Origin of the sequence: Coprococcus sp. AM97-35, assembly GCF_027697525.1 — a bacterium.
Taxonomy (GTDB): domain Bacteria; phylum Bacillota; class Clostridia; order Lachnospirales; family Lachnospiraceae; genus Allocoprococcus; species Allocoprococcus comes.
The window spans coordinates 179,556-206,423 of the sequence record NZ_JAQESL010000004.1 but is presented as its reverse complement, the minus strand read 5'-3'; the positions used below and the strand labels follow the sequence as shown (position 1 = coordinate 206,423).

General features: G+C 40.8%; 32 protein-coding genes and 1 pseudogene. 19 read left to right on the top strand and 14 right to left on the bottom strand.

Features of this window, described 5'->3' with window-relative positions:
• Positions 1–75 precede the first annotated feature (75 nt).
• The 7 genes from PG840_RS05985 (at position 76) to PG840_RS05955 (ending at position 8,120) form a co-directional block, all read left to right on the top strand.
• The gene (locus PG840_RS05985; RefSeq protein ID WP_117887977.1) at positions 76–1,215 is read left to right on the top strand and encodes a transposase; all 1,140 of its coding nucleotides are present in this window, start codon (positions 76–78) and stop codon (positions 1,213–1,215) included.
• Positions 1,209–2,267 (top strand): YqaJ viral recombinase family nuclease, encoded by a 1,059-nt coding sequence (locus PG840_RS05980; protein ID WP_005333354.1) that lies wholly within the window; start codon positions 1,209–1,211, stop codon positions 2,265–2,267. Before PG840_RS05985 ends, PG840_RS05980 begins: the two co-directional genes overlap by 7 nt.
• Positions 2,268–2,318: 51 nt before the next feature.
• Positions 2,319–4,556: an SF1B family DNA helicase RecD2 gene (gene recD2, locus PG840_RS05975; RefSeq protein WP_118427047.1), complete on the top strand. Its 2,238-nt coding sequence runs from the start codon at positions 2,319–2,321 to the stop codon at positions 4,554–4,556.
• A gap of 83 nt (positions 4,557–4,639) precedes the next feature.
• On the top strand, positions 4,640–5,587 hold the full coding sequence (locus PG840_RS05970) for a hypothetical protein (protein WP_117887979.1): 948 nt from the start codon (positions 4,640–4,642) through the stop codon (positions 5,585–5,587).
• Positions 5,588–5,641: 54 nt separating this feature from the next.
• Positions 5,642–6,856, top strand: coding sequence for a CHC2 zinc finger domain-containing protein (locus PG840_RS05965; RefSeq protein WP_117887980.1), 1,215 nt, complete (start codon positions 5,642–5,644; stop codon positions 6,854–6,856).
• Between the two features lie 2 nt (positions 6,857–6,858).
• Positions 6,859–7,641 carry a class B sortase gene (gene srtB, locus PG840_RS05960; protein WP_117887981.1) on the top strand — a complete coding sequence of 261 codons (783 nt, stop codon included), beginning with the start codon at positions 6,859–6,861 and terminating at the stop codon, positions 7,639–7,641.
• A 62-nt stretch (positions 7,642–7,703) separates the two neighbouring features.
• Positions 7,704–8,120: a hypothetical protein gene (locus tag PG840_RS05955; protein ID WP_020436703.1), complete on the top strand. Its 417-nt coding sequence runs from the start codon at positions 7,704–7,706 to the stop codon at positions 8,118–8,120.
• A 577-nt stretch (positions 8,121–8,697) separates the two neighbouring features.
• Here PG840_RS05955 and PG840_RS05950 read toward each other — a convergent pair.
• From PG840_RS05950 to PG840_RS05925, 6 genes and pseudogenes are all read right to left on the bottom strand, one after another.
• Entirely contained in the window at positions 8,698–9,504 is an 807-nt protein-coding gene (locus tag PG840_RS05950; protein ID WP_005333388.1) for a hypothetical protein, read from the bottom strand.
• Positions 9,476–9,838 (bottom strand): annotated as a pseudogene (locus PG840_RS05945) (RNA polymerase sigma factor); the annotation flags it as partial. The gene PG840_RS05950 and the pseudogene PG840_RS05945, both read right to left, overlap by 29 nt.
• Before the next feature lie 194 nt (positions 9,839–10,032).
• Positions 10,033–11,238 carry a tyrosine-type recombinase/integrase gene (locus PG840_RS05940; protein ID WP_009244191.1) on the bottom strand — a complete coding sequence of 402 codons (1,206 nt, stop codon included), beginning with the start codon at positions 11,236–11,238 and terminating at the stop codon, positions 10,033–10,035.
• A gap of 67 nt (positions 11,239–11,305) precedes the next feature.
• Positions 11,306–11,491: a helix-turn-helix domain-containing protein gene (locus PG840_RS05935; protein WP_004844108.1), complete on the bottom strand. Its 186-nt coding sequence runs from the start codon at positions 11,489–11,491 to the stop codon at positions 11,306–11,308.
• Complete coding sequence (locus PG840_RS05930) at positions 11,484–12,602, bottom strand: replication initiation factor domain-containing protein (RefSeq protein ID WP_242853877.1); 1,119 nt, start codon at positions 12,600–12,602, stop codon at positions 11,484–11,486. The genes PG840_RS05935 and PG840_RS05930 overlap by 8 nt, the downstream gene beginning before the upstream one ends.
• 131 nt (positions 12,603–12,733) lie before the next feature.
• Complete coding sequence (locus PG840_RS05925) at positions 12,734–13,066, bottom strand: hypothetical protein (RefSeq protein WP_009244196.1); 333 nt, start codon at positions 13,064–13,066, stop codon at positions 12,734–12,736.
• Positions 13,067–13,349: 283 nt separating this feature from the next.
• Between PG840_RS05925 and PG840_RS05920 the strand changes: the two genes are divergently transcribed.
• Positions 13,350–14,189 (top strand): helix-turn-helix domain-containing protein, encoded by an 840-nt coding sequence (locus tag PG840_RS05920; protein WP_004844111.1) that lies wholly within the window; start codon positions 13,350–13,352, stop codon positions 14,187–14,189.
• A 170-nt stretch (positions 14,190–14,359) separates the two neighbouring features.
• On the opposite strand, the gene PG840_RS05915 is transcribed toward PG840_RS05920, so the two are convergent.
• From PG840_RS05915 to PG840_RS05900, 4 genes are all read right to left on the bottom strand, one after another.
• Entirely contained in the window at positions 14,360–14,728 is a 369-nt protein-coding gene (locus tag PG840_RS05915; RefSeq protein ID WP_004844112.1) for a hypothetical protein, read from the bottom strand.
• Entirely contained in the window at positions 14,721–15,854 is a 1,134-nt protein-coding gene (locus tag PG840_RS05910) for a hypothetical protein (protein WP_004844113.1), read from the bottom strand. The genes PG840_RS05915 and PG840_RS05910 overlap by 8 nt, the downstream gene beginning before the upstream one ends.
• Before the next feature lie 167 nt (positions 15,855–16,021).
• Entirely contained in the window at positions 16,022–16,333 is a 312-nt protein-coding gene (locus PG840_RS05905; RefSeq protein ID WP_109215048.1) for a hypothetical protein, read from the bottom strand.
• 149 nt (positions 16,334–16,482) lie between these two features.
• Positions 16,483–16,983, bottom strand: coding sequence for a hypothetical protein (locus PG840_RS05900; RefSeq protein ID WP_270613419.1), 501 nt, complete (start codon positions 16,981–16,983; stop codon positions 16,483–16,485).
• A gap of 217 nt (positions 16,984–17,200) precedes the next feature.
• On the opposite strand from PG840_RS05900, the gene PG840_RS05895 reads away from it, so the two are divergent.
• Entirely contained in the window at positions 17,201–18,139 is a 939-nt protein-coding gene (locus tag PG840_RS05895) for a ParM/StbA family protein (protein WP_020436706.1), read from the top strand.
• A 4-nt stretch (positions 18,140–18,143) separates the two neighbouring features.
• A complete protein-coding gene (locus PG840_RS05890; RefSeq protein ID WP_005333400.1) occupies positions 18,144–18,515 on the top strand; it encodes a hypothetical protein in 372 nt (123 codons plus the stop codon).
• A gap of 150 nt (positions 18,516–18,665) precedes the next feature.
• Here the strand turns inward: PG840_RS05890 and PG840_RS05885 are convergent, their stop codons facing one another.
• Positions 18,666–18,995: a helix-turn-helix transcriptional regulator gene (locus PG840_RS05885; RefSeq protein WP_005333402.1), complete on the bottom strand. Its 330-nt coding sequence runs from the start codon at positions 18,993–18,995 to the stop codon at positions 18,666–18,668.
• Between the two features lie 413 nt (positions 18,996–19,408).
• On the opposite strand from PG840_RS05885, the gene PG840_RS05880 reads away from it, so the two are divergent.
• Positions 19,409–19,849, top strand: a complete 441-nt coding sequence (locus PG840_RS05880; protein ID WP_023921559.1) for a sigma factor-like helix-turn-helix DNA-binding protein — start codon at positions 19,409–19,411, stop codon at positions 19,847–19,849.
• Positions 19,849–20,037, top strand: coding sequence for a helix-turn-helix domain-containing protein (locus PG840_RS05875; protein ID WP_005333406.1), 189 nt, complete (start codon positions 19,849–19,851; stop codon positions 20,035–20,037). The genes PG840_RS05880 and PG840_RS05875 overlap by 1 nt, the downstream gene beginning before the upstream one ends.
• A 130-nt stretch (positions 20,038–20,167) precedes the next feature.
• Here PG840_RS05875 and PG840_RS05870 read toward each other — a convergent pair whose 3' ends face one another.
• Positions 20,168–21,523 carry an MATE family efflux transporter gene (locus PG840_RS05870; RefSeq protein ID WP_005333407.1) on the bottom strand — a complete coding sequence of 452 codons (1,356 nt, stop codon included), beginning with the start codon at positions 21,521–21,523 and terminating at the stop codon, positions 20,168–20,170.
• 210 nt (positions 21,524–21,733) lie between these two features.
• Between PG840_RS05870 and PG840_RS05865 the strand changes: the two genes are divergently transcribed.
• A complete protein-coding gene (locus PG840_RS05865) occupies positions 21,734–22,258 on the top strand; it encodes a PadR family transcriptional regulator (RefSeq protein ID WP_005333410.1) in 525 nt (174 codons plus the stop codon).
• A gap of 153 nt (positions 22,259–22,411) precedes the next feature.
• Here PG840_RS05865 and PG840_RS16920 read toward each other — a convergent pair whose 3' ends face one another.
• Positions 22,412–22,714: a winged helix-turn-helix domain-containing protein gene (locus PG840_RS16920; RefSeq protein ID WP_226861513.1), complete on the bottom strand. Its 303-nt coding sequence runs from the start codon at positions 22,712–22,714 to the stop codon at positions 22,412–22,414.
• Between the two features lie 292 nt (positions 22,715–23,006).
• Here PG840_RS16920 and PG840_RS05855 point away from each other — a divergent pair, with 292 nt between their 5' ends.
• The 6 genes from PG840_RS05855 (at position 23,007) to PG840_RS05830 (ending at position 25,423) form a co-directional block, all read left to right on the top strand.
• Complete coding sequence (locus PG840_RS05855; RefSeq protein WP_023921561.1) at positions 23,007–23,318, top strand: winged helix-turn-helix domain-containing protein; 312 nt, start codon at positions 23,007–23,009, stop codon at positions 23,316–23,318.
• A 205-nt stretch (positions 23,319–23,523) separates the two neighbouring features.
• Entirely contained in the window at positions 23,524–24,183 is a 660-nt protein-coding gene (locus PG840_RS05850; protein ID WP_118709376.1) for a recombinase family protein, read from the top strand.
• A gap of 46 nt (positions 24,184–24,229) precedes the next feature.
• The gene (locus tag PG840_RS05845) at positions 24,230–24,451 is read left to right on the top strand and encodes a DUF5348 domain-containing protein (RefSeq protein WP_005333419.1); all 222 of its coding nucleotides are present in this window, start codon (positions 24,230–24,232) and stop codon (positions 24,449–24,451) included.
• A gap of 9 nt (positions 24,452–24,460) precedes the next feature.
• Positions 24,461–24,817 carry a hypothetical protein gene (locus PG840_RS05840; RefSeq protein ID WP_005333420.1) on the top strand — a complete coding sequence of 119 codons (357 nt, stop codon included), beginning with the start codon at positions 24,461–24,463 and terminating at the stop codon, positions 24,815–24,817.
• Between the two features lie 2 nt (positions 24,818–24,819).
• Positions 24,820–25,077 carry a type II toxin-antitoxin system HicA family toxin gene (locus tag PG840_RS05835; RefSeq protein ID WP_005333422.1) on the top strand — a complete coding sequence of 86 codons (258 nt, stop codon included), beginning with the start codon at positions 24,820–24,822 and terminating at the stop codon, positions 25,075–25,077.
• Entirely contained in the window at positions 25,061–25,423 is a 363-nt protein-coding gene (locus PG840_RS05830) for a type II toxin-antitoxin system HicB family antitoxin (protein ID WP_005333424.1), read from the top strand. The genes PG840_RS05835 and PG840_RS05830 overlap by 17 nt, the downstream gene beginning before the upstream one ends.
• Positions 25,424–25,486: 63 nt before the next feature.
• Here the strand turns inward: PG840_RS05830 and PG840_RS05825 are convergent, their stop codons facing one another.
• Complete coding sequence (locus PG840_RS05825; protein ID WP_005333425.1) at positions 25,487–26,851, bottom strand: ATP-binding protein; 1,365 nt, start codon at positions 26,849–26,851, stop codon at positions 25,487–25,489.
• Between the last annotated feature and the right edge of the window lie 17 nt (positions 26,852–26,868).

Below are 26,868 nucleotides of genomic sequence, written 5' to 3'. Positions count from 1 at the left end.
CGGCATAGTTGCATGCCACAACCAGCTTCGGCTGTTGATGGATAAATATTATTTTAAGAAAGGTGGAATAAGAACATGAATGAAGCAAGAGTGTATGCAGATGGATTTGAGAGATCCTTTGCAGAAGTAAAAGATCTGCTGGAGTTTCTGGCAGAGAGAGGAAGAAATGCCAAATGGATCAGAAAGCCAACGAATACGTTACGGCTGGCACCACTGGAAAAGGAGGCTCAAAATCTGGATGCGGCAGATGCATCCATGGAAGAAATTTTGGAGGATACAGAGAAGAATACGCAGCTTATACTGAAAATGAGAGGAGAATCCTATCCGGTACGTGACTGTGCCATCCGCACCATTTTAAGCCGCGCAGGTGTCAATGGAGACGGGCTTCGCAAGCTGGATAAGGCAACATATGCGAAGGTAGTCAATTACTGCCTGCGGGTTGCAAAAGGGGATGCCCTGATTAAGATTGCGGACGGAAAGGTTTCCGCAGTACATGGCGGGGATAAACATGATTATTGCATCCTTGATATGAAAGCCATGTTTGAGACAACCTGCGAATATCTGAATCTGAATTTCAAAGGCAGTGTTTACATGGAGGGCTCTGGTATCTATGACCATTCCATTGTATCTGCCATGTGGAAGCTCGGAGGAAGTCAGGAACTTCTGGATACTTACCGAAAAGCACTGGATGCACACGGAATGGATGAGAAGATCCTGTCACCGGCACTTCGTTTTACCACATCTGACGTGGCAGCGAGCGGTGCAAATCTGTATCCGATGCTTTTGACAGACGGACCAAACGGCGTTATCAGTCTGGGAAGTCCAATCAAGCTGGCTCACGATAAAGGGGCAACGATTCTGGACTTCCGGAAAAATCTGGAGCAGGTATGCGCCCGCTATGTGGATGCGATGAAGAATCTTACTCAGCTTATGGACATTGAGATCCGTAATCCGGTGAACTGCCTGAAGCTGCTGATGAAGGAACTTGGCATTAAACAGAAGATCCGGAATGAGGTGGTGGAGCTATTTGTATCCCAGAACGGGGAAGGTGCCTGTACGGCACATGATCTTTATTATGCCATGAATGAAGCCTCCTTTTTTGCAGCCTGTGAAGGAATGTCCGGACAGGGCATCCTGAAGCTGGAGGAGGATATTACGAAGGCGCTTATAAAAGACTGGAAAAAATATGACGTTTATGGAGCAGTCAAATGTTAGGAGGAATTGGAATGAATAACAAAGCAGAGTATACACCGGAAAAGGTTGTGGATATCAGTAACCTGTCAAGAGAAGACTGGTTGGAATACCGCAAAAAAGGAATCGGCGGCAGTGATGTAGCGGCAATCATGGGGATCTCTCCATTTGCCACTATCCGGGATCTGTTTTACAACAAAACAGGTGTGCAGCCGGTCATTCAGGAGGAAGAGGAAAGCAACTGGGTTGCCAAGGAAGTCGGACACCGGCTGGAAGATCTGGTGGCAGAAATCTTTTCCAAAAAGACCGGACTGGAAGTATTTCCGGTACGTGTCATGTTCCGGCATCCATTATATCCGTTCATGCTTGCAGATGTGGATTTTTTTGTTCGTATGCCGGATGGGACATTTGCGATTCTGGAATGTAAAACCTGCAATTATAATGCGAAAGATAAGTGGGCTGATGAGGGTATTCCAGCTCATTATGTGCTGCAGGTAAGGCATTATCTGTCTGTGATGAATATGCAGAAAGCCTTTATCGCATGCCTGTATGGAAATAACGAGAATGAGTTTGTGTATCGCACCATTGAGCGTGATCTGATTGAGGAAGAAGACATCATTGATCAGGAAACGTATTTCTGGCAGGAACATGTATTGAAAAATGTAGTACCGCCGCATAACGGGAATTCCGATCTGGTTCTGGCAAATATCCGTAATTATGGTGGTTTTGCAGACAAATCTATTCCGGAAATTGTGCTTTCCGGTCTGGAATCAAAAAATCTTGAGAAGTATCTTACCCTTTCGGAGGAAAAGTCACAGTTGGAAAAACGGAAAAAGGAAATCGAAGCAGAACAGCGGGCAATCAGTGTTCCTTTTGTGGAACAGCTGGGGCAGGGCTGCAAGGCAGTGCTGGAGGACGGTACGAACCGTTACCGTATTACCTATAATCCGACCAGACGTACTTCGGTTGGGAAAGACCAGATGGAGAAGCTGAAAAACCAGCATCCGGATATCTATGAGGAATATACAAAAACAACGGAGAGCCGTACTTTCCGAATTAAGAAGGAGGCGGCGTAATGAGAAAACTAAATGAACGGATGCGGGTAAAAAGCTGGAGGGATATAAACAATGAGGTGCAGATTTAAACATAAGATTTTCCGGAATGAGGAGAATGGGTATACGATTGCCATATTCACCACACAGGATACGTCTGTCCCCCTGTCAGCCAGAGACAAATATCTGGCATCCCGGAATATCATCGGCTTCTCAGCGATTGGATTCGGTCTTCCGCTTACAGACGAGATTGAGCTTGAGATGGAAGGCAGATGGGAGAGCGGGGAGCATGGAACCCAGTATCAGGTGGAAAATTTCATGGAGGTTGTACCACGGACAAAGGAGGGTATCTTAGGATACCTTTCTTCCGGTGCAGTCAAAGGCATCGGTCCCAAGATGGCAGATACTATTTTCCGGAAGTTTGGGCTTCAGACGTTGGAAATCATGGAAAACAGTCCGAAAGAACTTTTAAAGATCCGTGGGATTTCCGAGAAGAAGCTTTCTGCTATTGTGGAGTCCTATGGAAAAAACCAGGTGTTCCGGGAACTGATGACGTTTCTGGCGCCTTTTAAGGTGACACCCAAAAAAGTGAATATGATTCTGAAGAAATTCGGAAATGAATCGGTGGATATTATCCGGCACCGCCCTTACATGCTGAGTGCAGTCAAAGGCTTCGGGTTTCTGACTGTGGATGCGATCGGAAGACAGTGCTGCTGTGCACTCAATGATCCCATGCGGATATCCGGGTGCATCGGACATATCATGAATCAGGCAATGAAAGATGGACATCTGTTTAAGCAGCGTCAGGAGGTTATCAGGGAAGCACTGGAAATGCTGAACCGGGATCTGCAGGTCATGGCAGTATCGGAGCAGGATGTCAGTCAGGTGCTTTACCGGCTGGTGCTGCAAAAAAGCATTGTAGTGGAGGAAGAACGGATCTATTCTATCCGGCAGTATGAAGAAGAAACGCAGACTGCTTCCATGATAGCGAGACGGCTTTTGGAAAAGCCGGTTCCGTTGTCCATTGAACTGGAGCTGGAAAAGGCACAGAAGACACTGGGGATCACGCTGTCAGAAACACAGAAACAGGCAGTGCGGATGGTGTTTGCACATCCCATCAGTATTATTACCGGAGGTCCCGGAACCGGAAAGACAACGGTTCTCAAGGTGATTCTCTATATCCATCAGGCGTTATGCAGGTCAGAGGTACAGCTTATGGCTCCGACCGGACGTGCGGCAAGACGTATGGTGGAGAGTACCGGCTGTGAAAATGCATCCACGATGCATCTGGCCCTGGGGCTTTTGGGAGATGATACGGATTTTGAACCGGATTTTGAGTACCTGTCTGCCGGATTTTTAAATGTAGATGAGGTGTCCATGGTGGACATGCATCTTGCCTATGAATTTTTCCGGCGGGTAAGCAGACATGCCAGAGTCCTTTTAGTCGGGGATAAGAACCAGCTCCCATCGGTAGGAGCCGGGGATGTGTTCCGGCAGATGATTGCCTGCGGGCTGATTCCGGTCACGGTACTGGATCTGGTTTACCGACAGGGCGCTTTGAGCAGCATCCCTTATAATGCAAAACTGATGCAGGAGAATAAGACTAATCTGAGCTTTGGGGAGGATTTTCAGTTCATTGCCTGCAAAGGAGCAGATGAGGCGGCAGAGATTGTCCGGAGGATTTATCTGGACGAGATTGCAAAAAACGGCATGGATCAGGTACAGATCCTGACTCCGTATCGGAAACGCAGTGCTGCCGGAGTGGATGAATTGAACAAATCTCTGGAGGATTTTGTAAATCCGCCAATCGCAGGGAAGAAGGAACTGCATATCGGCAGTCAGGTGTTCCGGGTTGGCGATAAGATTTTACAGAATAAAAATACCGAGATGGCGAGTAACGGCGATCTGGGCAAGATACTGGACTGTATCACGGATGAGGATGGAAATGCCAGGGCAGTGATCGGATTCCCGGACGGGCGGCAGGTGCAATATGAAGCTGACCAGATGGAAATGCTCGAACATGCCAACGCAACAACCATCCATAAGGCACAGGGTTCCGAATGTCCGGTTGTCATCATCCCTTGGGTAAAAGCCTTTTATATGATGCTGAAGCGCAATATTCTCTATACCGGAGTGACCAGAGCGAAAAGCAAGGTTTATCTGGTAGGGGAATGGGCTGCAGTCTGTCAGGCAATCCATACGGATGACAGCGGGACAAGGAACACCATTCTGAGTGAGCGGATCGTACAGTATTACGATCAGTATCAGAGTGAACAGAAACCGGAAATGGAGCAGTTAAAACTTGTTGTTTAAAAATATTTTTCAATTTTTGAAATAAGCGGACTATTACTCTTATATAGGGGAACGTCTGCTTTTCTAAATGAAAGGAGCAGAGAATGAAAGAATTATTGTATAAGAAATCAGAGGCAGTTGCCGCTTTAAACCGTGTGGATGGCTTCCATCCGATGGAACTGGCAAGAAAGATTGGAGAAGAAGGGCAGGAGGAGCAGCTTTATCTGGATGTGAAATACCGGAAGCTCTGGTTTCGTCTGGTCAATCCTGCAGGAAAGATCATCAGCCGGATTATCACTTTCACAGAGAATATGGCAGTTGTGGAAGCACGTATCTATCTGGATAAATGTGATCAGGAAGACAATTATGTAGCCAATTCCTTTTCACAGAAATTCCGGAGCGATGATCCGAAGTTTGGAGACAAATTTCTGGAAATGGCGGAAACAGCAGCCGTAGGAAGGGCATTATCGGATGCTGGATATGGTGTGCAGTTTGCGGATGTGGGAGAGGAAAATGATCCTGCACAGGTAGATGCCGGAATTCCATATCAGAATCCACAGATGCCGGATTCAGATGCCATGGCAAATGCTGCCATGTCGGATTCGGGTGTCATGCCAAAGGCGGCTATGCCAAATTATGGAGAGATGCCAGGCCAGTCGGAATATGCAGGTCAGCAGATGATGAATCAGTTCTATCAGCAGGCACAGGCGGCGGGAAGCACCATTTACCATGGCAGTGGACAAATGCCTGGCTACGGTTCCGCTCCGGCTGCCTCTACGCCGCCAAAGACCGGACAGATGCTGCAGGGAGCATTACAGAATCTGGATACGTCCCTTCCGGTAGAAGAACTGATGAAACACATGAACTATGAAATGGCAGTCGGGACTGTGATTCCGGGAAAGGGAAAATACGGCGGAAAGACCATGGGACAGGTGGCAGTTGAAAGCCCGTCAACGATCCAGTGGTTTGCCGAGCAATATTCCGGACCGAACAATCTGGTTCCGGCGGCAGCAAAGGTAATTTTACAAAAAGCAATGCCGATGGCTGGTTAAGGAAGAACCCCGCAGAGAGCTTTTTTCTGTGGGGGAAAGGAGGAAGAGACCGGGATGTATTATGATATGTCTGGGTTTGATTATGGAATACTGGATGTGGTGCAGGTGCTGCATCTCAGAAAGCGGCGGGGAAACTATTATGACTGCCCGTTTTGTGGAGAGACGCATGGAAAACTCAATATCAATGTGGAAAAGAATGTATTCCGGTGCAACCGCTGTGATGCGTCCGGGGGGATGCTGAAGCTTTATGCGGATTTGCACAATGTTACACTCTCCGAAGCAAATCAGCAGATCCGGGAAGCATTAGGAAAAGGAGAATACCGGACGGATTATATCAAAGCAACGCCGGTACAGGAAGAAAAGGCAACGGCAGAGCTTGCACCCATAGAGGAAATCCATCGGACGTATCAGAGAATGCTGTCCATGCTCACGCTTAACAGGAAGCATCAGGAGGATCTGCAAAGACGGGGATTAAAACCGGAACAGATCGAAGCACAGCGTTACCGGAGTGTCCCGCTGTTTGGAATGAAGAAGCTGGTCAAAAGGCTGGCAGAAGAAGGATATAGGGTGAAAGGCGTGCCGGGATTCTACCGGGATACAGACGGAAACTGGACGATTAACTTCAAAGCAGAAAACTCAGGAATCCTGATTCCCATAGTTTCTTTGGACGGGTTCATCCAGGGTTTTCAGATCCGGGTAGATCATGTGACTGACACGAAAAAATATATCTGGCTGTCCAGTGTCAATTATGACCAGGGAGTTTCCTCTGGAAGTCCGGTACATGTCATCGGTGATCTTCATGCTGAACGAGTCTATTTGACAGAAGGGGCGTTAAAAGGAACTATCGCCCATTATCTATCCAGTGCGACCTTTGTATGTGTTGCCGGAGTGAATCAGTATCGGAATTTAAAACCAGTGCTGGAACGGATGAAAGGTTATGGGATGAAACAGCTTTTGGAGGCGTATGACATGGATAAGAAGATGAAAGTAGCCTGTAATCATCATGACAGTAAGTGTGCGGTCTGTTTTGAGCGTTCCCCTGTTATCTGCCAGCATAAGGCGGAGAAACGGAGGATTATCCAGAACGGTTGCAATAAGGTCTATGAAATCTGCCGGGAGCTTTCCCTGCCGATGAACCGGATGGTCTGGGATATGGACGAGAGCGGGGAGTGGAACGGGAAACACAAGGGGATTGATGACTATTTAGCCGCCATCAAACAGAAGGAAGGAGCCGGGGCACAGACTTCGGCTCTTCCGAAAGGAGAATAATCATGAGAAAAAAAGGAAATACGGTTCTTGCAGGACTCATTATCTGCCTGTTGCTTGTTTTTCTCGCAGCGGCAGGAAAACTCTTTGGTGCTTATCTGAAGTATCAGAAAGGGGACGTAAGTTACGAGAAACTGCAGGAATATGTTCAGGAACCAGAGGAAGAAGAATCACCGGAGCCTGAGAAAGAAAAGGAGGAACCTAAGAATAGGTATCTGGAAATTGATTTTGCAGGTTTAAAAGCGGTTAATCCGGATGTCATAGCGTGGATTCAGATTCCGGCACTGGATATCAGTTATCCAGTGGTACAGGGGAAAGATAATGCATATTATCTTCATCACCTTTTTTCGGGAGAATCCAATATCAACGGGAGCATCTTTGTGGACTGCCATAATCAGCCGGACTTTACGGATCAGAATACGATCGTGTACGGGCATAATATGAAAAACGGGAGCATGTTCGGAACTCTGGATAAGTACCAAGACAAAGAGCTATTTGAACAACATCCGGAGTTTTATCTCTATTTGCCGGACAAGATCCTCAAGTATCGTATCTTTTCCTGCTATGCGGGAAGAACCGGAAGTGAGGGATATAGGTATCATTTCCCGGAAGCGGAAGATTTTCAGACGTTTCTGGATACGGTGTCTTCTTATAGGGATTATGATACCGGCACCGAGCTGTCGGCAACGGATCGGATAGTTACGCTGTCTACCTGTGTCAATTCCAGACGGAATTATCGCTATCTGGTACATGGAAAATTAAGCAGTGAGATCATCACAGAGGAATAAAAGAATCGTGCTGGTGTGAGAAGAAATTTCTTATGCCAGCTTTTATTATGGGAGGAAATGTAATGGGAACAGCATTGGTTATGGAACATGCAAACGCACTGGCACAGATGATAGTCAGTGAAAAGGACAAGTTATTTGATGAAAGAGTGGAGGCTCTTGTAAAACTTTATAGAAGGGCGGAATTTTATCTGAAGCAGGGATTTCTGGAGAGCATCGTCTGCGAGTTCCATCGGAAGAAAGTGGAAATGATTATGCAGGCGGAAACAAAAGGAGAGATTACGGAAATACTGAAGTTATCAAAACCGCATTTTGACGGGAAAAAATTTGTCTATACCTCTCCGTATGCTGTGGAAGAGGAAGAGCTTCTCCTTTGGTCTCTGACATCACTGCAAGGTCCACTCCGGGATGAAGGGTATCGAAGATATCGGGAATTATTTGAGAAGTGCCTGCCGGAGATGGCAGAAAAGATTCCGGCGTAGAACAATGGCATAACAAAGGAACGAAAAAACTATCTTTTATTTTACTGTAATTTCACTCTTTATTGAATCTGCAATACTTTACAAAGTTTTTTACGGAAAAATGCTTCGGATTAATATACTTAACACCAGTATCTATCAGCTTAAATTTTGAATAACCAAACACCAGTGTTTCATTATTCACAAAAATCGTCATCTATCCAGAAAGCAGGTAAAATATGTTCACAATAATCAGAGTATTTTCTGCATTCAATACATTCTTCATCTAAAGAATCTACGCCGACATAATGAATATGATAATCTACAGTATCGTTTACAAATCTTTCAAGGAAGATGTTCAAAACAAAGGCTACTCTATCATCACAATAAACATAACCAATTAAATTCTTATGAATGATACAGTAAACGAGATAAACACAGCGTGTATCAACGATGCAGTTGAAATTGTATCCAGATTAAAGCCTATTTATACTTTAAAGCATGCACGGAGACAGCAAGAAGACCTATTCCTGTACGGAAGAGGTCTTCCTGTCCTTATACTAAAGTTAATTGGTATGCTGAAGTCCCGCAAAAGCAACATTTAATTTACCTCCAGATTACCGCTTTTAAGAGATAGATAATCGGAACTTCCGCTAAGCAGATAGAAAAAATATTCCCCTTTTTCATCTGGTGAGAAACTATATTTTCCACTCAGTTCATCGAACACTTCTCCTTCATACATTATCCCGTCTTTTACATAACCGATAATCAAATCTTGGGATACTGTAATGTCTGATTTATATTTATCAAACGAAATGACTATATTATCTTTATCAGTTAGTTCCCATCCCTTTCCATTGTCTTGTGTAAGTACACAAAGTGAATTGTTGATTAGAATTATTTCTGGAATGATATACATTTCATCTGATTTATCAGTAGGAATCTCTACTATTGATGATGGTATGAAATTAGGCATCAGACTGCTTTTAACAATTCTGCTTTCAGGAAATTCTGATGAAGATTTGGCTAATTCCTCAATATCAACAACTTTCCCCTTTTCATTGGTATATACACCGTCTTTTAATATGATGTAGCTTCTATCATTGGTTTCTGTCCCGATTAAATGTCGATTGCTGTCATCAATTAAAGCCGATGTTAACAGATGACTGATTGCAGCATATACAGGCATACACAAAAACACTGAAACCACAGTTACAATAATTGCAGTTCTATAAGTGAACTTTAAAGGCTTATGTTTTGAAGCTGTTTTACAAAATACATTTTGACGTATCTTTTGTTTGGAATATTTTTTCAGTATTTTATTGCAATCATGAAAATACACTTCCTCAATAAAAGATTCATCAATTTCACTCATTAACTCATTCAAAGAAAATTTTACAGTCTTCATATCTAAATCCCTTCTTTTCCATTTTTAGTTTTAATTTTTTACGTCCGCGTAACAGTTTGGATTTTACTGTAGATTCTTTTAATCCGGTTTCTTCTGCTATTACAGCGATTGTCTTAGTGTAATAGTAGTACGAGATAAAACATTTTCTTTCGTCAACTGATAGTTCATATATGCTTTCTTTTAAGCATTTGATTACTTCTTCTTTTAACGGCCCGTATTCAATATGTTCGTTCGTTCCAACCTGAAACGCATCTTCGTAATTTTCAAAATGCATCTTAGAGGTTTTTCGTAATGCGTTTTTTGCCATGTTTCTTGCGATTGTTCCTAAATAGGGTTTGAATGTGCTGTAGTTATCTGTATCTCATTCCTTTAGATAACTATAAAACAACGAAGCCCGTTAGCCCTTGTGGTTAGCGGGTTTTCGCTGTTCTGTACTTGTTGCAAAATCCGCTTCGGTCAAATCTCGGTCAAATAATTTTCTAAAGAAATGTTGCACCTTTTCTATTCTCTTTCTTATTCTTGTTCTGATTATATGATTTCCTTATACAAATTCTGTAATTTATCCATTTCCGATTTTGCTTTATCATCTGTGACGTGCGTATACAAATCCAGTGTGATTGCTATGGAATAATGTCCGAGGAATCCTTGTACTACCTTTGCGTCAATCCCGGCTTCAAAACAACGCGTTGCAAAAGTATGACGAAGTGCATGTGGATAAAAATGCGGAATCGGTATAAACACTGTCTTGTTTTTCTCTGCCTGCTTTTTTCGTTCCTTATTGATAGATTTTTCTATCCAGTCTAACGTCACTTGAAAGGTGTGTTCTGTAATCGGTTTTCCGTTCTTTCCAACAAACACAAGATTTTCAAATCCCTCTAATGGTTGCCATTCACTAGCTGACAACTGCATTTCTTTCAACTGAATCCACTGACGTTTTAAAGCCTTATACACACTGTCCTGCATGGGAATCGTCCGTATACTGTTCTTTGTCTTTGGTGTCTGGTACTTGAATACATACTTCTTTGTTTCCTTATCTTTGATATACACCAACGTTTTATTTACAGAAATTTCCCGTTTCCGAAAATCTACATCATCCCATGTAAGCCCAAGCAGTTCTCCGCCACGCATTCCCGTTCCGAGTGCTACCTGTATGAGATTCTCGTGTATTCTCTCCTTTGCGTGTTCCAATACTTCCCGTTGTTCTTTCACAGTCAGTACCCGTATCTGTTTTGTCTTTGTTTTGGGAACTTCCACTCCTGCACATGGGTTGAATGTAAGAATCCTGTTATGCACTGCATATTTGAACATAGCATTGAGAATATTATACACATCCCGTATAGTCTTTGTGCTGTAATCATCATCTGCCATATTCTGAAGCAGACGTTCCAAAATAATCGGATTAAAATCTGCCACACGTTGTTTTCCTATCTGCTTCTTTATGTAACGTCTGTAAAAATCATCATAACGTACTTGTGTACTCTCCTTGATAGTCCGCTTCTTATGGGTATTCAGCCAGATATCAAACCATGTATCCAGAGTGATATTATCGCCCTTTCCTTTCAACCCATGCTTGACTTCATAGCGTAAATCTTCCATTTCTTGAACTAACTTTTTTAAGTCCGCATTATCTTTTGTATACGTTTCTCCTTTGTAATAAAACCGCCCTCTGTAAATTCCGCTTTTTCTCTGCATAATTCCCGGCGGTAATGGATTTCCTTTTAAGTCCTTGCCCAATCTGCACGCTCCTTTCCGTGCAAGGACTATCAGAACTGGTCTGACAGTATTATATGCTTATTTGTGTTTATACTGCAATTACTTCATATTTATTTTTCAGATTATGCCCTTCGTTTTTCTTCAAAAACTGGTCTAAAACCTCAGAGCGTATAAGAATCTTATTTCCAATCCTTATGACCGGAATCTTCTGCCATGTAATCAGCTTTCGCAGATTATTTCTTCCAATTCCCGTATACTCTGACGCTTCATTCACTGTAAGGGCTTTCTTTGTCTGTATCGTTTTCTGTGTATGTTCTGTCAAAGATTCTCCTTTCTTCTTCCCTCAAAAGGAAAGATTTTTTATAGTCCTCATATATGCGTTGTTGTTCTTCGTTCATCTGCCCCCGTTCTATTAGCTGGCGGATATAATCTCTGTTATCCAGTTTTCCGATTTTATCCATTAGCTTTAAAGAGGGCGAAACTGCTACGTTCAGCCACTGCCATGTTCGTTCCAGTGTCTTTTTCTCTGGATTCATGGTCAACTTTATCTTCCCTACATCCTGCATGAGTTCTTCCCACGGGGGATAAGTAGGATAAAGCCGTTTTCTTGTAACCGTGCTGTTTTCCGGCTTCTGTAAAAACCGCACTTTCTCGTTTAATACAGACAACGCAATCCGTGCCACATCCCTGTCTTTCAGAAGTTCTTCTACTAATCTGACCGCTTTTTTGTGCCGGAATCGAAGTTCATATCTGTTCCAGTCCGGGTTGAGTTCTTTTCCGAACTTTTCTGCCTGTTCATATCCCTTTTCATAGAATGTAATCCGAAAATCACTGTGTTTACTGCCGAGATATAGTGTTTTTCCCTGCGCTTCTATTTCATCCTCTTTCAGTCTATCAGAACGATTCTCTGCTGTATCACGCAACTGACTAGATATCAGCCCCTCGTTTTTCAGACGAATCAATTCCGGGATAGACAGATAAGGCTTTGTATCGTCGATTGCCAAGTCTATCCTCGGAAAATTCACCGGGTATCTGCAAACTCTTTCCAGAAAATCAAACCATGTTTCCTTATTCATCATAAGGAAATTTTCATAATTCCTGCACCCCGAACCACTCATAAGAATCTGAAATCCCTCATACTGTGCATTTCCTGTCGGTTTCAGAATCTTGATATTGTCAAATCTTGCTATCAGTTCGTGTCCAGCAATTCCTTTTTCCTTACCATGCAGTTCCATAAAACTCAGTGGAATCCGCAAGATATCTTCTATGATTATGAACACGTCTACACCTTTGACAGTAATCTGACACCAGTCAATCAGTGCTGTCAAATCTTCTTTCTGACGAGTTACCCCCCTGTTAGTATAGGGGGGTTCTGAAATTTTCATTACCTCTGTTATCATCATCCCTGCCTTTCGTAGTATGCCGTGGCTTTCGCCACGTTCCCGGAACTTCTCTACTCCCTTTGCTCCTTTCACGCTGTACGGAGCAGTCCGCAGAGAATTTCCGGGAACAGTCTCTACACGTTTCCTTTTCCGGTAACAACACGGATACCCTTGCAGGAGATTCTGTCCACCAATACCGGGAAGTTTCCTCTCTGCACATAAGGGGCATATACCGCTTCTTCTAGTTCTACCACTGTGTAAGGCTCTACCTTTGGAAGTTCTGTTGCTTCCAGACGGATATCTACGCTGTTTCCAAGTTTCATGCTTCCGAGGTGAAGTTTCAATGCTTCCACTTCCTCGGTTTTCTTCCGGGTTTCCTTATCATACTTGTAGCAGTAGTCTGCTCCCATGTAACGGAGTTCCCCGAACGCTTCTCTGACCTGTTCTTTTGTCAATGTAATCTGCATGCTACATTTCTCCTTTTTTGAAATCATGGTGAATGAGTGTCTGGTAAGTGTGACAAGTCCTTTTCATATCCACGTCTATATTTATTTCATTACTTTTCTCCTTACCTCTTAACCTCATCATAGACCTGTTTTTTCTTCTTGTCAACAATTATTTTACTTTTTCCCTTACTTTTTATTTTTGTATTTCAAACGCTTAACTATATCTTTTTATAACTTATTATAATTTTACCCTTACATTTATCCTTATCTTGTGTTATGATGAAAACAGAAACGAGGTGTGCATATGTTTGTGAATAAAGAAGCAGTAGGAAAACGAATTTTACAGATACGCAAGAAATACGGTTACAGTATGCAGAAGTTTGGGGAAATCATAGATAATGCCCCGAAAGGCTCTGTAAACAGTTGGGAAAAGGGTGTGAATCTTCCCAATGAGAAACGCTTGAAGCAGATTGCCACGTTGGGCAATATGACGCTGAATGAACTTCTGTATGGTTCATTTAAAGAATATGTAGATATGCTTATCACAGAAAAACTGGGGATTGAACTGCCGGAAGAATTTACCAGAACTTTCTATTCTCTTTTAGAGCAGAACGGATTTACCTACGGGGATGATATCGAGATTGTCCGGCTTGTAAACGGCTTTCTGACTTATCATAACCTTACAACAAAAGAAACCGCCATTTTCTATCAGCCAACTGCATACTCCGGCGATTATTTTGACGGTATCATACAAAAAGCGGATTCTTCCGTTCTGGTCTGCCGGGCATATGCAGATAAGGCAAACAACACCTTACATATCATTCCGGCTTTTGAGAATGGACAGACTGAGGAAGTAGCAGACTTCTTTCATGCACTGAAAAGCATAACCGCTCCACACAACAACAATTATTTCACTTCCGGCTTTCTGACACTCGGACTGGCATTGAGAGATTCCAAAGTAATTATCTATGGAATTGATGAAAAACAGGGAACAGCACAGGTAATCCCTTACGAATATGATTGCGAATCAGACGCTTATATCCAGAATGAACATCTGTCATATACCAGACAGGATAGCTTTTTCCGAGAAGCCACGAAAGAAGCGGTCTATTGGAAAATGCAATCCGACAGAAGTAACCCATAAGATAAACAAGAGGACTTGCAAGGTTTGTGACCTTTCAAGTCCTCTTATGTATCATGATGGTATTGGCTGTGTCCGTTCCGTAAAGGACTGCCCTACGGCGTCTCGGCTTCGCCTTGTTCCTTTACCTCACTAATAATAATGTTCTGATAGCAGAACTCTTACTTATACTTTTATCTTACTATTCTTTCAATTTTTACCGTTTCACCATCAATATTATACTTAAAAAAATAAAATTTAATAACATTTCCTTCTGATACTTGTTCTAGATCACCTTTACACTTAGTACAATCTAAACTAACTTTTGTCGTATCAAAAAATAGACTACTTTCTTCCTTCTCATTTAGTTCTATTAAAAGTGTATCAAAAGTTTTCTCTACAACAACCCCACTCAAATGAAACCAATGAGAATTATCATCTCCACTAGAACGCAACTCCATATTTTGACGATTCTCCTTAAAAACATTTCCTTTTACGCCAAGCACAATTAATACTATTGCAAGCAAAAGTATGATTAACAAAATCAATCGTTTCTTATCCATTAAATGTAGTCCCCGATATGTCTGTCCAACTATCAAAATCAAAATTCAAATAACGTACTGTATCCCCCCATCCATCAAATACCATCAATGTATGTACTGTATTTCCAGAATTATATGCTCGCAAAGTTGCATATCCCTCTGCTGCCATTGAATGCCCCGCACGTTCTCCAGTATCACTGCTAATTATACCACAATGGACAACTGCTATATCTCCTCTATCAATGCAATTAGTGAAAAAATTATAATTGGGACTATAGTCAGTATTTTGTGTTACAGAAACATTCTTTCCAGCACAAAAGTCCACAAATCCAGGTCCAATATTGCCAATAGTTGTTGAACCATATGTTATTCCTCCACTCTCCGATGAAACTGTCGTTCCTGTTGAATCCCAAATATCCATATAATCACCTGCAATATCTGTATAATCAACAGCATTATAATATGCACCACATGCTAATAATGCACTAACTGCACATGCATAATGTCCTGTTACACTTTCTATATACGGCTCATTAAAGGAAATAAATTCTTGAAGATGATTTGTTGAAACAAGCGTGTAGTTTTCATAAACTTCATCAATATCTAGCAAAACCTCATCCCAAGTAGCTGGGTCTTTTCCCCTACTCTCATTCAAGGACAGTACTGTTTTTTCTAATGTTTCACCATAATTCGTTCTAATCTTTCCCAAATTATCAACAATACCATATTCAAACGGAGCTATTTTATATATTTCAGAGGTATTTGCTTTTTCACTAAATACATTTGCTTCACTTTGATAAATCACCTCATATGGATTTGCTGAATTATTACCAAATGAGTATTCTGATATCAAAGATTCACACGTAGTATCAAAAACTACATATCCATATGGTTTGTTTTCTAAATTGTAATTTACAATATATCCAATAGCTTGACCTGTTGTATCATAAAATTTTCTCGGATTATTAGCAACAATATTGCTATTTTCTCCTATTCCCTTTGCAAAACGTTCTGCCATCTGTATCGCCAAATCATCCGTAACATTTACAACAGAAGTATTCTCCGATGCATGGACAGGAACTATTGACATAATAGTCAATATAAAGATTGTCAAAAGTGAAGCAAATCGTTTAAAAATTTTTCTCATAAATATCCTTCCTCCTTAGATTATATATTTACTTTAATATTATATCTTATTCCCTATTTTGTCTATATTTTTTTATGTTTATTTCAAATATTTCATTCTATTTTATTTTTATCAAACTATTTTCAAACAAATCCAAACAAAGAATCTCGGGGCAAATTTCGGTCAAATCAGGATAAATAAATATAACACTTTATATGTAAGTCAATTTTAAAAAAGCCTGTAATTCCGGGCTTTACAACACTTTGTAACACAATATAAACCAGTTCGATAATCCCTAAATCTGCACTGTAATTCCATAGAGCTACAAAAACATTAGACACGACCTCCTCCTTGTCTTCATATGGCAAAGCACTTCCAATAATATTCTCGACTATGTATACAACATATCTGTAGTATTTGTTCATACATATTTTTAAAGCGCGCTCATCTTTATTTTTTAGTTCGAGCATCAGTTGTTTCTCATCTATGTTAAATAACATGCTTCTACCTCATAAATTCAGTGAATACTATAGCAGTGGTTTAATAATGGGAATGTGTATTTTCAAAAAAGGGAACCGAGAAACCAAGTTAAAAAGCTTCAATTAAAATCAGGATAAGTACTCACCAGCACTTGAAATATTTTCCACTATTAAAATGTAATAGAAAATGATTTGATTGTAAAGGCATCAGAGAACAGATTAGTTACCATGCCGTAATAGTAATCTGTTGCCTGTGTCGTAAATCCTGAACGCAAACCACTTGCTGTAATCTCACGCACAAATTCTGATGAAGGTCCAGCTACGTATGCGCGTACTCTTGAACGATGAAAAGCAGAACGGCTCAAAGTGTAATTTATAGTTATGTATCTGCCGCTATTACAATAAAGTCCCATACTGTTATTTGATGGTGTTAATATGGCGACTTCGCCATTTTTCAATGTGATTCCGCGCCAAGTATATCGGGCATATGCATTTGGAATAACACCTTCTTCAACAACTTTCTGCAGGCTTTCGTCAGCAAACACAGTGTACTTCCATTCAATCATATTAGGGTCATCTGTAAGCGGCTCTGCTGCAAAAACATTAACACTTAGCGACAGCATCATAACGAGTGTTAGGATAAAACTGATTATTTTTTTATAAGCCTTCATATATGTACACGACTCCTTTCCAAGGTTCCCTTTGTAATAAGATACACAGTAAATATTGTAACGGTTGCATTTATTTAAAAAATTAAAAAAGATAATTTTTAATTTTTGTTTTTTGAATTTTTTGATTGGTAAAATAAGAAAATGGATTATAAAGAGTTGCACTCTAGGTACCTCCTACGTACAGAATAAGTATCAAATACAAAGGAGTGAAATCATTATGATTAAAAAATTAAGAGTAGCCGTGGATCACGGGAACCGGAACATGAAAACCTGTCATTTTATCTTTACCACAGGACTGACGGAACAGGATAAAAAGCCTGCCAGGGGAGAGAAGTATCTGAAATATCAGGGAAAGTATTATACCCTTAGTGAGAAGCGGATTCCGTACCAGAGGGACAAGACGCAGGACAGCCGGAACCGATTCTGGATTCTGACCTTATTTGCCATTGCAATGGAGCTGGAGCAGAAAAGCCAGATCCAGCCGGAGGATGTCATTCAGGTGGAACTCCCGATTGGGCTTCCGCCGAAGCATTTTGCAGAGCTTTGTGAGAGATATGAACGCTATTTCAAAGGGGACGGGAAGGTGCAGGAACTGTGCTTCAACGATAAAGTCTATCACCTCTGTATACAGAATGTAATGGCGTTTCCGCAGGATTATGCAGCCATGATGACGAGGATGATGGAAATCCGTGAGATTCCGAAAGTCGTAGGGATTGATATTGGCGGATTTACTTCTGATTATCTTCTGATGAGAAGTGGCAGACCGGATATGGATTATTGTGATTCTCTGGAAAAAGGTGTGATTACCATGTATAACGATATCATTTCCAGTATTAACAGTGAATATGACATGCTTCTGGAGGAGGCAGATATCGACAGTATCATCAAGGGAAAAACGCAGTATTATGAGGAAGCTGTTGTACAGGCAGTAGAAACCATGGTTCAGAATTTTGTTACCGATCTTCTGAACAGCATCCGAGAGCGGGGCATTGATACAAAATCTACTTATACGGTGTTTATCGGCGGCGGAGCAGTGCTTCTGGAACGATTTCTGGAGCAGGCAGACCGGTTGGGAAAACATACCTTTATCCGGGATATGAAAGCAAATGCCGATGGATATGATCTTTTGTATCGCATGACACAGGCTGGAGTGTGATTTTATGGGAAAGAAAAATCCGTTTGTATTCACTATTGGTTTTGATAAGTCGGATCCAGATCACGTGTATGTGACAGAACTTCTGAATACGACAGAGAAAAAAGCAAAACTGATCGTTGCGGCAATTCTGGCATATACGGGAAGAACGGATGAGACAGGTAATGGCAGTATAAGCATGGAACCGGATATGCTCCGGCCAATGATGCAGCAAATCATCCGGGAAGAAGTAAGAAAGGTATTGGAAGGGCAGGACGTTTCTAAGATAAATAGAGAAATGCCCACAGAAGTTGATTTGATGGAAGAAGAACCGCTGCGGATGGATCAGACTATGAGACAGAATGTAGTGGATGCTATCAGTGCATTTCGCAGGGCATAAAAAAGCAGGAGAGATACACATGCTTATGGCAGTGTACTCTCCTGTTCTTTGTATCAGAATGGGAATAGACAGAAAACTCACAGACTATTCACAGATTACTCACAGATTGTCTTTGTATAATGTGTAGATGATGAAGGATACGGGAGAGCCTTAACTTAGGTTCTTGAATCCATCCAGAAGTCCACGCAGTGTAGAAAGGGCAAGCTGTTTCTGCTCCTCCGGGCAGGAATTTAGTTCTGCCATGATTTGCTGCATGGTAGAATCCGGGTTCGTTTTCTGGTTAGAAAATATAGCATCTATGGAAATATGTAAGTAAGTTGCCAAGGCATAAAGTGTTTCCAACTGTGGATTGCCAATATAGTTTTCAATATCAGAGACAGTCCGTAAAGAAATCTTTGCCTGTTCCGCAAGGCTGTTTTGCGAAAGATTGCGGCGGAGACGTTCTTCCCTGACTGCATCTCCCAATAATTTTTTCACCATCTATATCACCTCACTTAATGCATATATTTTATCGTAGATTAACACTATACGAAATGCGTTAAAGTGCGTTATGATAAGCAGGATAACACATGCACAAATAGAGAAACATGGAAGTAAGTACGACAGACATGAATGGACAGCATAAGATAAAAGCCAAAGAGGAACTGAATCTGTTAAAAAAATCTTATCCATACAATGTGTCGGAGAGAAGTTAGAATATGCAGTATATGAGATACTATCATCGCATATCCTACACAATTACATAGAAAGAGAAGTATCGGCTGGACTACGAATAGAGTGGTCCAGCCTTTCTTTTTTTCGAAAAAATGAAGGCAGTGTCACGTTTTGTTGCCGCTCACCGCCATCCTCGGAATTTTTTGGAACGTGATAAAAAATTTCGGAGGATAAAACAAATGAACAAAAAAACATATACAGGATCAAAGATACAAAATCACTTTACAGCATATCTGATACAGTTTGTCCGTGGAAAACGACATGATTATCTGGAGAAGAAAATCCAGATGGCTGATGCAGAAGAACTGTTGGAGGATATTGGACAGATGGAGGCAAGAATTGTAATCGAAGAATTGCTGGAGAACCAAACGAGGGAGCAGCTTTTATTGCAGGAGGCACAGGGGAAATATCCAGAATGGAATAAGATGTCAGATGAAAGACTGATGAAAGCGCTTCATACGCTGCGGGATGAAGAACGGAAGCTGATTTACCAGCATGTGTTTGAAGAACGTACTTTTGAGGAAATGAGCAGGCTAAACGGGTTATCAGAGGAGCGATGCAAGGGTATTTATTATTATGCAATCCGGAAGATCCGCAAGGTGATGGGAGGTGAAAACTAATGAATTTTGAACGATTACTTTTAAAGGCAAAAGAAGGAAATGCAGATGCGGTACTGAAGATTTTAGAGATATATAAGCCGCTTTTAATTAAGAATGCGATTGTGAATGGCAGATTTGATGAAGATCTGTATCAGGAACTGGTAAGTACATTGCTTCAGTGTATCCAGAGATTCCAGATAATTGAGTAAGTTATCTTAAACAAAGGCTGCAATCACTCTCAGGGGAGTAACATCCTCTGGGAGTGATTGTTTTTTGAAGGGTGATATTGCCTCAGTTCGAAGCGGCAGACGGTGTTGATCTATTATGTTGCCTGATGCTTTAATGCTCTTTTGTTGTTGCCAGTTCTTTATGAAGATGTAGAGCCATAAACACAGTAACAATAGCAGAAATTACATCGGCAATCGGTTGTGCATATAGTATTCCATTTATGCCCCAGAATGATGGGAGCAACAGAATGATCGGAACAAAGCAAATACCTTGTCGGCAAGCCCCAAGAACGAATCCGGCGGTGCCTTTTCCAAGTGCAAGAAACAGAGAAGAATACACTGTGTAAAATCCAAATACGAAGAAGGAAAATCCATTTGCCATTAGCGATTTTTGACCTACAGAAATCATCTCTGTATTGCCTTCTGTAAATTGCGAAATAATCTGTGTGGAAAATAGGGCTATTGTCAATCCCACAACTACACAAAATATTGTTGACCATAAGATAGAAGTTTTAATTGCTTCCCTGAGCCGATCAAACTTTTTGGCACCATAGCTAAAGCCGGCAATTGGTTGGAAACCTTTTAAGAAGCCGAACACAACCAGAGTTCCCATTGAAGTGATTCTTGTAACAGCGCCCATTCCGGCGATAACAGCATCTCCATAGATATTAGCTTCCCGGTTTATGAATGCGATAGAAAGGCTTGTAAGAAGCTGGAAAGTCAATGTGGGTATACCGATTTTCAGAATTTCAGTTATGATCTGCTTAGAAGGACAAAATTCCTTAATGGAAAATGTAAAAGCGCTTTTTTTCTGTAATGCATAAATTAAATATACAAGAGTAGAAGCCATTTGAGAAATTGCTGTAGCGATTGCCGCACCAGCAACCCCCATGTCGAGAGTATAGATGAAAATAGGATCTAAACCAATATTCAATACAGCTCCTAATAATAATGCACACATAGTTGTTTTTGCGGCGCCTTCACTTGCAACGATATTGTTCATCGTTACATTAAATACATTGAAAATACATGAAATAACATAGATTCTTCCATAAGAAAGGGCGTATGGCATAATCGTGTCTGTTGCACCTAACATGGTTAAAATAGGTTTCAAAAAAATTGCAGTTCCGATAATAATAACTGCGCCAATACAAACACTGCTGTATAATGCAGTACTGGCGACTTTACTTGCAGCTTCCCTATCTCCTCGCCCTAAAAGTCTTGATAAGTAGGAGGCGGCACCATTGCCAAACATCAGACCTAAACCAACAACTACTTGTCCTAAAGGAAACGCAATGGAAATTGCACCCATTTGACTCTCGCCAAGTCCTCCTATGAAATAAGCATCCACCAAATTGTAGAGAGCGTTAATAAGCATACCAATCATTATCGGTATACCAAGAGCCATTAGTGCTTGGGGAACAGGTGCATTTCCTAATAAATCCATTTTGTTGTTATTCTTGTTCATTTCAAATACTCCTTTCAATTAAGAATATAAATTATAGTAGTATAAATTATAGTATACTACGTGAGAGAATACTACTATAATTTATAGTAGTTGTCAAGCGTGTATCCTGCAATTTCCTTGACAAGAGGTATAAAATCAAATACTATAAATTACAGTATATATAACCGTAAGTATTTTATAGCTTTCGTGGATATAGAAAGTGGGTGAACTATGGCTACAATAGATTTAATTGTGTTAGGAATATTGAAAAAGGAACCGATGGGAGCCTATGATATTCAAAAATTAGTGGAATATCGTAATATATCAAAATGGGTAAAAATCAGTACACCATCCATTTACAAAAAAGCAATTCAGTTGGAGGAAAAAGGCTTCATTAAAGGAGAAATTGTGAAAGAAGGTAAGATGCCTGAAAAAGCAGTTTATTCATTAACAGATGAAGGCGAAAAAGAATTTGTAAAGCTTATGATGGAAACAGCCTCTAAACCCATTCACTTTTTTTTAGATTTTAATGCAGTAATTGTAAATTTGGATAAGTTACCGCCTGAAAGTCAACAATCATGTATTGCCAGTATTGAGGAAAATATTGAAATATTAAAAACTTATCTGGAGGAAAATCTTCGAGAGAAAGAGAATGATCCGGAAATCCCTAAGACTGGTATGGCAGTATTGCAACAGCAGATAGTTTTGGCGGATGCTATTGAAAAATGGATTATTTCTCTAAAAAAAGACTTTTGATGAAGAAGTCACTAGCTGATTTCTTATTAGGTCTGCAGGATTGGGAAGAAACAGGGATGGATGCCGACCTATGTTCCGGCTTTGTAGCCAGAACATAGAAATTTTCTTAGTGGGGAATCTCCCTCAAACCCGGTGCTCCTTATATCCTGCAGATTAAACTTCAAATTTATACCCATATCCAACTACTGTTTTTATGTAATTCTTGTCGCTGGAATACTTTTTTATCTTCTTGCGTATTTGAAAAATAGTGTTTTCCACGGCGTGGAAATAACCATTTGCTTTTTCATGCCAAACTGCTTCATAAATCTGTTGTTTAGTAAAAGCCATCCCTGGATTAGAATATAGCATATAAAGTACATCAAATTCTTTTACAGAAAAGTTAATGTCTTTTCGTACTATTAAGCCGTAGGTCGTAAAGGTCTGCGACTTTAACTTTACCCGGAAAGGAGCTGCCACATATATAGGCAGTGCTGTAATTTTAACAGTAACGGTCACCAATCTATGGGGATGGCTTGTATATCCGGCTGAAATGCTAAAAAATCAGTGGTTCTTATTTATCACTTCACTCTGCCCCGGTAATTATGTGTTTGCCGTTTCTGGCTCTTGCAGCTATTGCGATTCTACTGGTCTATTACCAGACTATTTGCAGGTAAAGCATTGCTCTGGTTTTGAATTTGAGTTTTGGCAGTCTAATAATAGCATTTTAGATTAGCTGTGATAAGGTGAAACAGATTAGGAGGAAAGTAAATTGCATTACAAAGACAAAAACCTACAGATAGATATTCGCTGTCATACTGTTTTTATGAATGATCAAAAGATTGAATTGAGTCTGAAAGAATTTACGGTACTAAAATATCTAACAGAACATCCTGGCTGGGTATTCTCTCACGAGGAGATTTATCGTAATGTCTGGAAGGAAGAACCGATTGACTGTGCTAATGCGGTTATGTGCTGCATTAGCCAGCTTCGTAAAAAGTTAAAAGTAGATTCACGGAACTGGAATTACATCCGCACCGTCCGAGGTGTGGGCTATAAGTTTCAACCACTCTCAGGGGAGTAACATCCTCTGGGAGTTTTTTGTCATATTTGTTGCACTTTTCGGCTCTGGTACGTACAGAAATAGAAAAGAAACATATCCCAAAATGTATACATTTTAGAAGTACGTTCCGGAAAGAGGGATTATATTTCAAAAAGGTTACACACACAGTTTTGAAATATACCAATAAAAGTGTGGATATTTTGGGACATGGAAAGGAGAAATGTGGATGCAGATATATGGATATCACCGTACCAGTACAAAGGAGCAGCATCTTGACCGTGGCATACAGGAAATTGAGCGGTACTGTAACGAGTATGAGATGGCACTTACGAATATTTTTACGGATCAGGAGACAGGGAAGAATTTTAATCGTCCGAGATATACCGTTTTAGTGGAGGATGTCCTGCGGCCGGGAGATATTTTGATTGTTACAGAATTGGACAGACTGGGAAGAAACAAGTATGACACCATGCAACAGATCCAGCGGATTAAGAACATGGGAGTGCGGCTTATGGTTCTGGAACTGCCGACTACGCTTATGGATTTATCTGTGATGGATAATGCGATGGCAAGGATGATGCTGGAAACAATCAATAACATGATGCTGGAGCTTTATGCTTCTATGGCGCAGGCAGAGCTGGAGAAAAAGGAGAAGCGACAGCGGGAAGGGATAGAAGCGAAGAAATTGCGGGGCGAATGGGATGATTATGGAAGACCAAGTGTGATGAAGCAGGAAACTTTTGATGAGAACTTTCAAAGCGTAGTTTCTGGAGAAACGACACCTACACAGCTTCGTAAAAATTTGGGAATGACGCACTCAACTTTTTATCGCTATCGAAAAACTTTTTATGAAAAATACCCGGAACTTTCAAATTCTGCAAATTAAAGTCCTATTACTTATATAGACCAAAGAATTTCAGGAGGAAAGAAATATGAGTGAAAAGAGAATAGGTACTTTAATTTATGATCCATCAATGGGAAGATTTGATATCCGGTTTGGGATTGAATCTTATTATGGAGGTCTTCATTGCGGAGAATGTTTTGATGTGAAGGTAAAGGATGCATGGATTCCGGTTCGGATTGAAATGGATGAAGACTGGTATCTGGTAGGGCTTCCTAAGACGAGTCTCAGTGGACTGACGGTTCGAATGTAGGAGGAGCATATGATGGAAGCTAAAAAGAAATATGAAAAGCCGGCATTCCGATTGGTGACAGATTTGGGGAGTATTTTGGAATGTCTGTATGAGGTATATGGAACGGATGGAACGATGTTGATTGCTGGGAACAAGTTATCGGATACGGTAATCTATCCGTTTATCCGCATGATTAAAAAGAAATGCAAAGCAGTGGATGCGGAAAAGCTGAATCTGATGCTCTGGAAGATTTATATGGTAAGTTCGAGAAAAGAAGAATTTGTGACGGCTGCTAAGAAAGAGCTGCAGCCTTATTTGACCAAGAAAGATGAAAAACAGATTGACACCACATATGACACCACATATACTATAGATAGGAGGCATTAAAGATGTCGAAATGGGATAAACTATTGACAAGAATTTGCTCATTATCGAAAGACCTTCGTTTTGATGAACTAAGAAAAGTATTAGAAAGTTATGGATATGAGATAAATGCTCCGAGAAGTGGGAGCAGCCATTATACATTCCGTAAAGCGGGATGCCAGCCGATAACAATACCGAAACACGAACCAATCAAGAAAATTTATGTTGAAATGGTAAAGCAGATTGTAGAAAGTGAGGCGAAAAACGATGAAGACACTGAATGATTATTTGGCAATGTCCTATCGCATGGAAATTGTGGAAGATAAGGATGAAGGTGGATTTGTGGTTTCTTATCCGGAACTGCCGGGATGCATCACCTGTGGAGAGACGATAGAAAGGGCAGTTGAAAATGCAGCGGATGCAAAAAAAGCATGGTTAGAAGCTGCACTGGAAGAAGGGATTGAGATTCACGAACCGGGAAGCCTGGAAGAGTATTCGGGACAGTTTAAAATAAGGATGCCACGCAGCTTACACCGGGATCTGGCGGAACACTCAAAAAAAGAAGGCATCAGTATGAATCAATACTGTATATATCTTCTTTCAAAGAATGATGCGCTGTTAGTAAAATAAATATACAAGAATATAGATGAAAAGAGCCGTCCGGATGGGCGGCTCGAAGTATTCTTTCTTTGATTAAAAATGATATTGTTCTAGCAGATAGATAGGAAGTGTTTGTACGTTTCCAACGGTTCCGCCTTTGGTATCACCTTTCAGATATAGTAGTTTATTGGCCTTCCCCTGTTCCAATGCCTTCAAGGCAGTAGATGCAGTTCCCTTACCGGCTTTAACTTCAATCAGATAGCGGATGTGAGTTTTCAATGTCTGAGCTACAAAATCAATTTCACCACCTTTATAAGTAGCAAAAGCCGGTGTCTCAAAGATAATTTCTTCCGGGAATTCCTGGCGTTTGGACAAGTTAATGTAAACATAGTTTTCGTTCAATGAGCCATCCATAGTTGATACAGTAGCACCAGTTCTGGAGAGATAATAATATGCAACTCCAAGATCCATGAAGAAGCAGCGGCTTCCCGGTTTGAAATTCAAGATGTCCAGTTCTGTGATTTTGCCACAGAAACCGATGATTCCAGAATGGTAAAGCCAGTTGATAGCACGATAGCAGGTTGCTTTAGAAAGATTACTGGAGTAATTCTTTGTAACGAGCTTTTGCAGTTCTTCACTTATACTGTCCTCATCTAATCCTTTCTTTTCACGAAGCAGAATACGGCAGATGCTTAAAAAGATGTTGGTAAAAACACTAATATCTGTGATGTCATCAAAGTACCGCATAGATTCGTTTAAGAAAATGCGGATGATTCTAACAAGCTCTTTTTGAGCTGCTTCCACGTCTTTTGTGTTAAGGTATGTTTCCACAACCTTTGGATAGCCGCCAATCTGTCTATAGATGTCGTAAACATTCTTTAATTCGTCATATAGTTCCGGTACGGTGTCATCTGCATGATCCAGTGGAAGTGATAGATACTTCTGAAAAAGCTGGTCATCCAATGCTTCCAAAAACTCTTTAAAGGAAAGGGTATAAATACGGATACTGGTAATATCTCCACTGGAGAATTTGAATTCCGGTTCCAGTACACGTCCCAGATAACTTCCAGTTACAATGAAATGCGCTTGAAAATAGCGGGTAAATTCTCGGATACGGTTGAATATCTCTGAGGATTCCTGAATTTCATCAATAATGATGACTGTATCGTTGGTATCTTCAAAATCCGGATCGAAGAGTTTAAAAGCATCGTGAAGCGGCTGCTCCGGTCGTTTTGTACCGGGAGTCCAGTCTGTGGCTTTTTTGTAACATTCCATAAATTGTTTGCCGGACAAATCAAACAGGTTAATGTAGATCTTGTGCCTGAAGTTCTCATCCGCAAATTTATTGATAATATATGTTTTTCCGACCTGTCTGGCACCATTCACTTCCAAGGTGCTGTGGACGGTATCGTTTTTCCAATCCAGAAGCTGATCGTAAACTTTTCTTTTCAGATACATGGGAAATGCTCCTTTCT

Bases quoted from the DNA above. Each gene is read 5' to 3' on its own strand.
- PG840_RS05985 (WP_117887977.1), top strand. From the start codon at position 76: ATGAATGAAGCAAGAGTGTATGCAGATGGATTTGAGAGATCCTTTGCA.
- PG840_RS05980 (WP_005333354.1), top strand. From the start codon at position 1,209: ATGTTAGGAGGAATTGGAATGAATAACAAAGCAGAGTATACACCGGAA.
- recD2 (WP_118427047.1), top strand. From the start codon at position 2,319: ATGAGGTGCAGATTTAAACATAAGATTTTCCGGAATGAGGAGAATGGG.
- PG840_RS05970 (WP_117887979.1), top strand. From the start codon at position 4,640: ATGAAAGAATTATTGTATAAGAAATCAGAGGCAGTTGCCGCTTTAAAC.
- PG840_RS05965 (WP_117887980.1), top strand. From the start codon at position 5,642: ATGTATTATGATATGTCTGGGTTTGATTATGGAATACTGGATGTGGTG.
- srtB (WP_117887981.1), top strand. From the start codon at position 6,859: ATGAGAAAAAAAGGAAATACGGTTCTTGCAGGACTCATTATCTGCCTG.
- PG840_RS05955 (WP_020436703.1), top strand. From the start codon at position 7,704: ATGGGAACAGCATTGGTTATGGAACATGCAAACGCACTGGCACAGATG.
- PG840_RS05950 (WP_005333388.1), bottom strand. From the start codon at position 9,504: ATGAAGACTGTAAAATTTTCTTTGAATGAGTTAATGAGTGAAATTGAT.
- PG840_RS05930 (WP_242853877.1), bottom strand. From the start codon at position 12,602: ATGAAAATTTCAGAACCCCCCTATACTAACAGGGGGGTAACTCGTCAG.
- PG840_RS05925 (WP_009244196.1), bottom strand. From the start codon at position 13,066: ATGCAGATTACATTGACAAAAGAACAGGTCAGAGAAGCGTTCGGGGAA.
- PG840_RS05920 (WP_004844111.1), top strand. From the start codon at position 13,350: ATGTTTGTGAATAAAGAAGCAGTAGGAAAACGAATTTTACAGATACGC.
- PG840_RS05915 (WP_004844112.1), bottom strand. From the start codon at position 14,728: ATGGATAAGAAACGATTGATTTTGTTAATCATACTTTTGCTTGCAATA.
- PG840_RS05910 (WP_004844113.1), bottom strand. From the start codon at position 15,854: ATGAGAAAAATTTTTAAACGATTTGCTTCACTTTTGACAATCTTTATA.
- PG840_RS05905 (WP_109215048.1), bottom strand. From the start codon at position 16,333: ATGTTATTTAACATAGATGAGAAACAACTGATGCTCGAACTAAAAAAT.
- PG840_RS05900 (WP_270613419.1), bottom strand. From the start codon at position 16,983: ATGAAGGCTTATAAAAAAATAATCAGTTTTATCCTAACACTCGTTATG.
- PG840_RS05895 (WP_020436706.1), top strand. From the start codon at position 17,201: ATGATTAAAAAATTAAGAGTAGCCGTGGATCACGGGAACCGGAACATG.
- PG840_RS05890 (WP_005333400.1), top strand. From the start codon at position 18,144: ATGGGAAAGAAAAATCCGTTTGTATTCACTATTGGTTTTGATAAGTCG.
- PG840_RS05885 (WP_005333402.1), bottom strand. From the start codon at position 18,995: ATGGTGAAAAAATTATTGGGAGATGCAGTCAGGGAAGAACGTCTCCGC.
- PG840_RS05880 (WP_023921559.1), top strand. From the start codon at position 19,409: ATGAACAAAAAAACATATACAGGATCAAAGATACAAAATCACTTTACA.
- PG840_RS05875 (WP_005333406.1), top strand. From the start codon at position 19,849: ATGAATTTTGAACGATTACTTTTAAAGGCAAAAGAAGGAAATGCAGAT.
- PG840_RS05870 (WP_005333407.1), bottom strand. From the start codon at position 21,523: ATGAACAAGAATAACAACAAAATGGATTTATTAGGAAATGCACCTGTT.
- PG840_RS05865 (WP_005333410.1), top strand. From the start codon at position 21,734: ATGGCTACAATAGATTTAATTGTGTTAGGAATATTGAAAAAGGAACCG.
- PG840_RS05850 (WP_118709376.1), top strand. From the start codon at position 23,524: ATGCAGATATATGGATATCACCGTACCAGTACAAAGGAGCAGCATCTT.
- PG840_RS05845 (WP_005333419.1), top strand. From the start codon at position 24,230: ATGAGTGAAAAGAGAATAGGTACTTTAATTTATGATCCATCAATGGGA.
- PG840_RS05840 (WP_005333420.1), top strand. From the start codon at position 24,461: ATGATGGAAGCTAAAAAGAAATATGAAAAGCCGGCATTCCGATTGGTG.
- PG840_RS05835 (WP_005333422.1), top strand. From the start codon at position 24,820: ATGTCGAAATGGGATAAACTATTGACAAGAATTTGCTCATTATCGAAA.
- PG840_RS05830 (WP_005333424.1), top strand. From the start codon at position 25,061: ATGAAGACACTGAATGATTATTTGGCAATGTCCTATCGCATGGAAATT.
- PG840_RS05825 (WP_005333425.1), bottom strand. From the start codon at position 26,851: ATGTATCTGAAAAGAAAAGTTTACGATCAGCTTCTGGATTGGAAAAAC.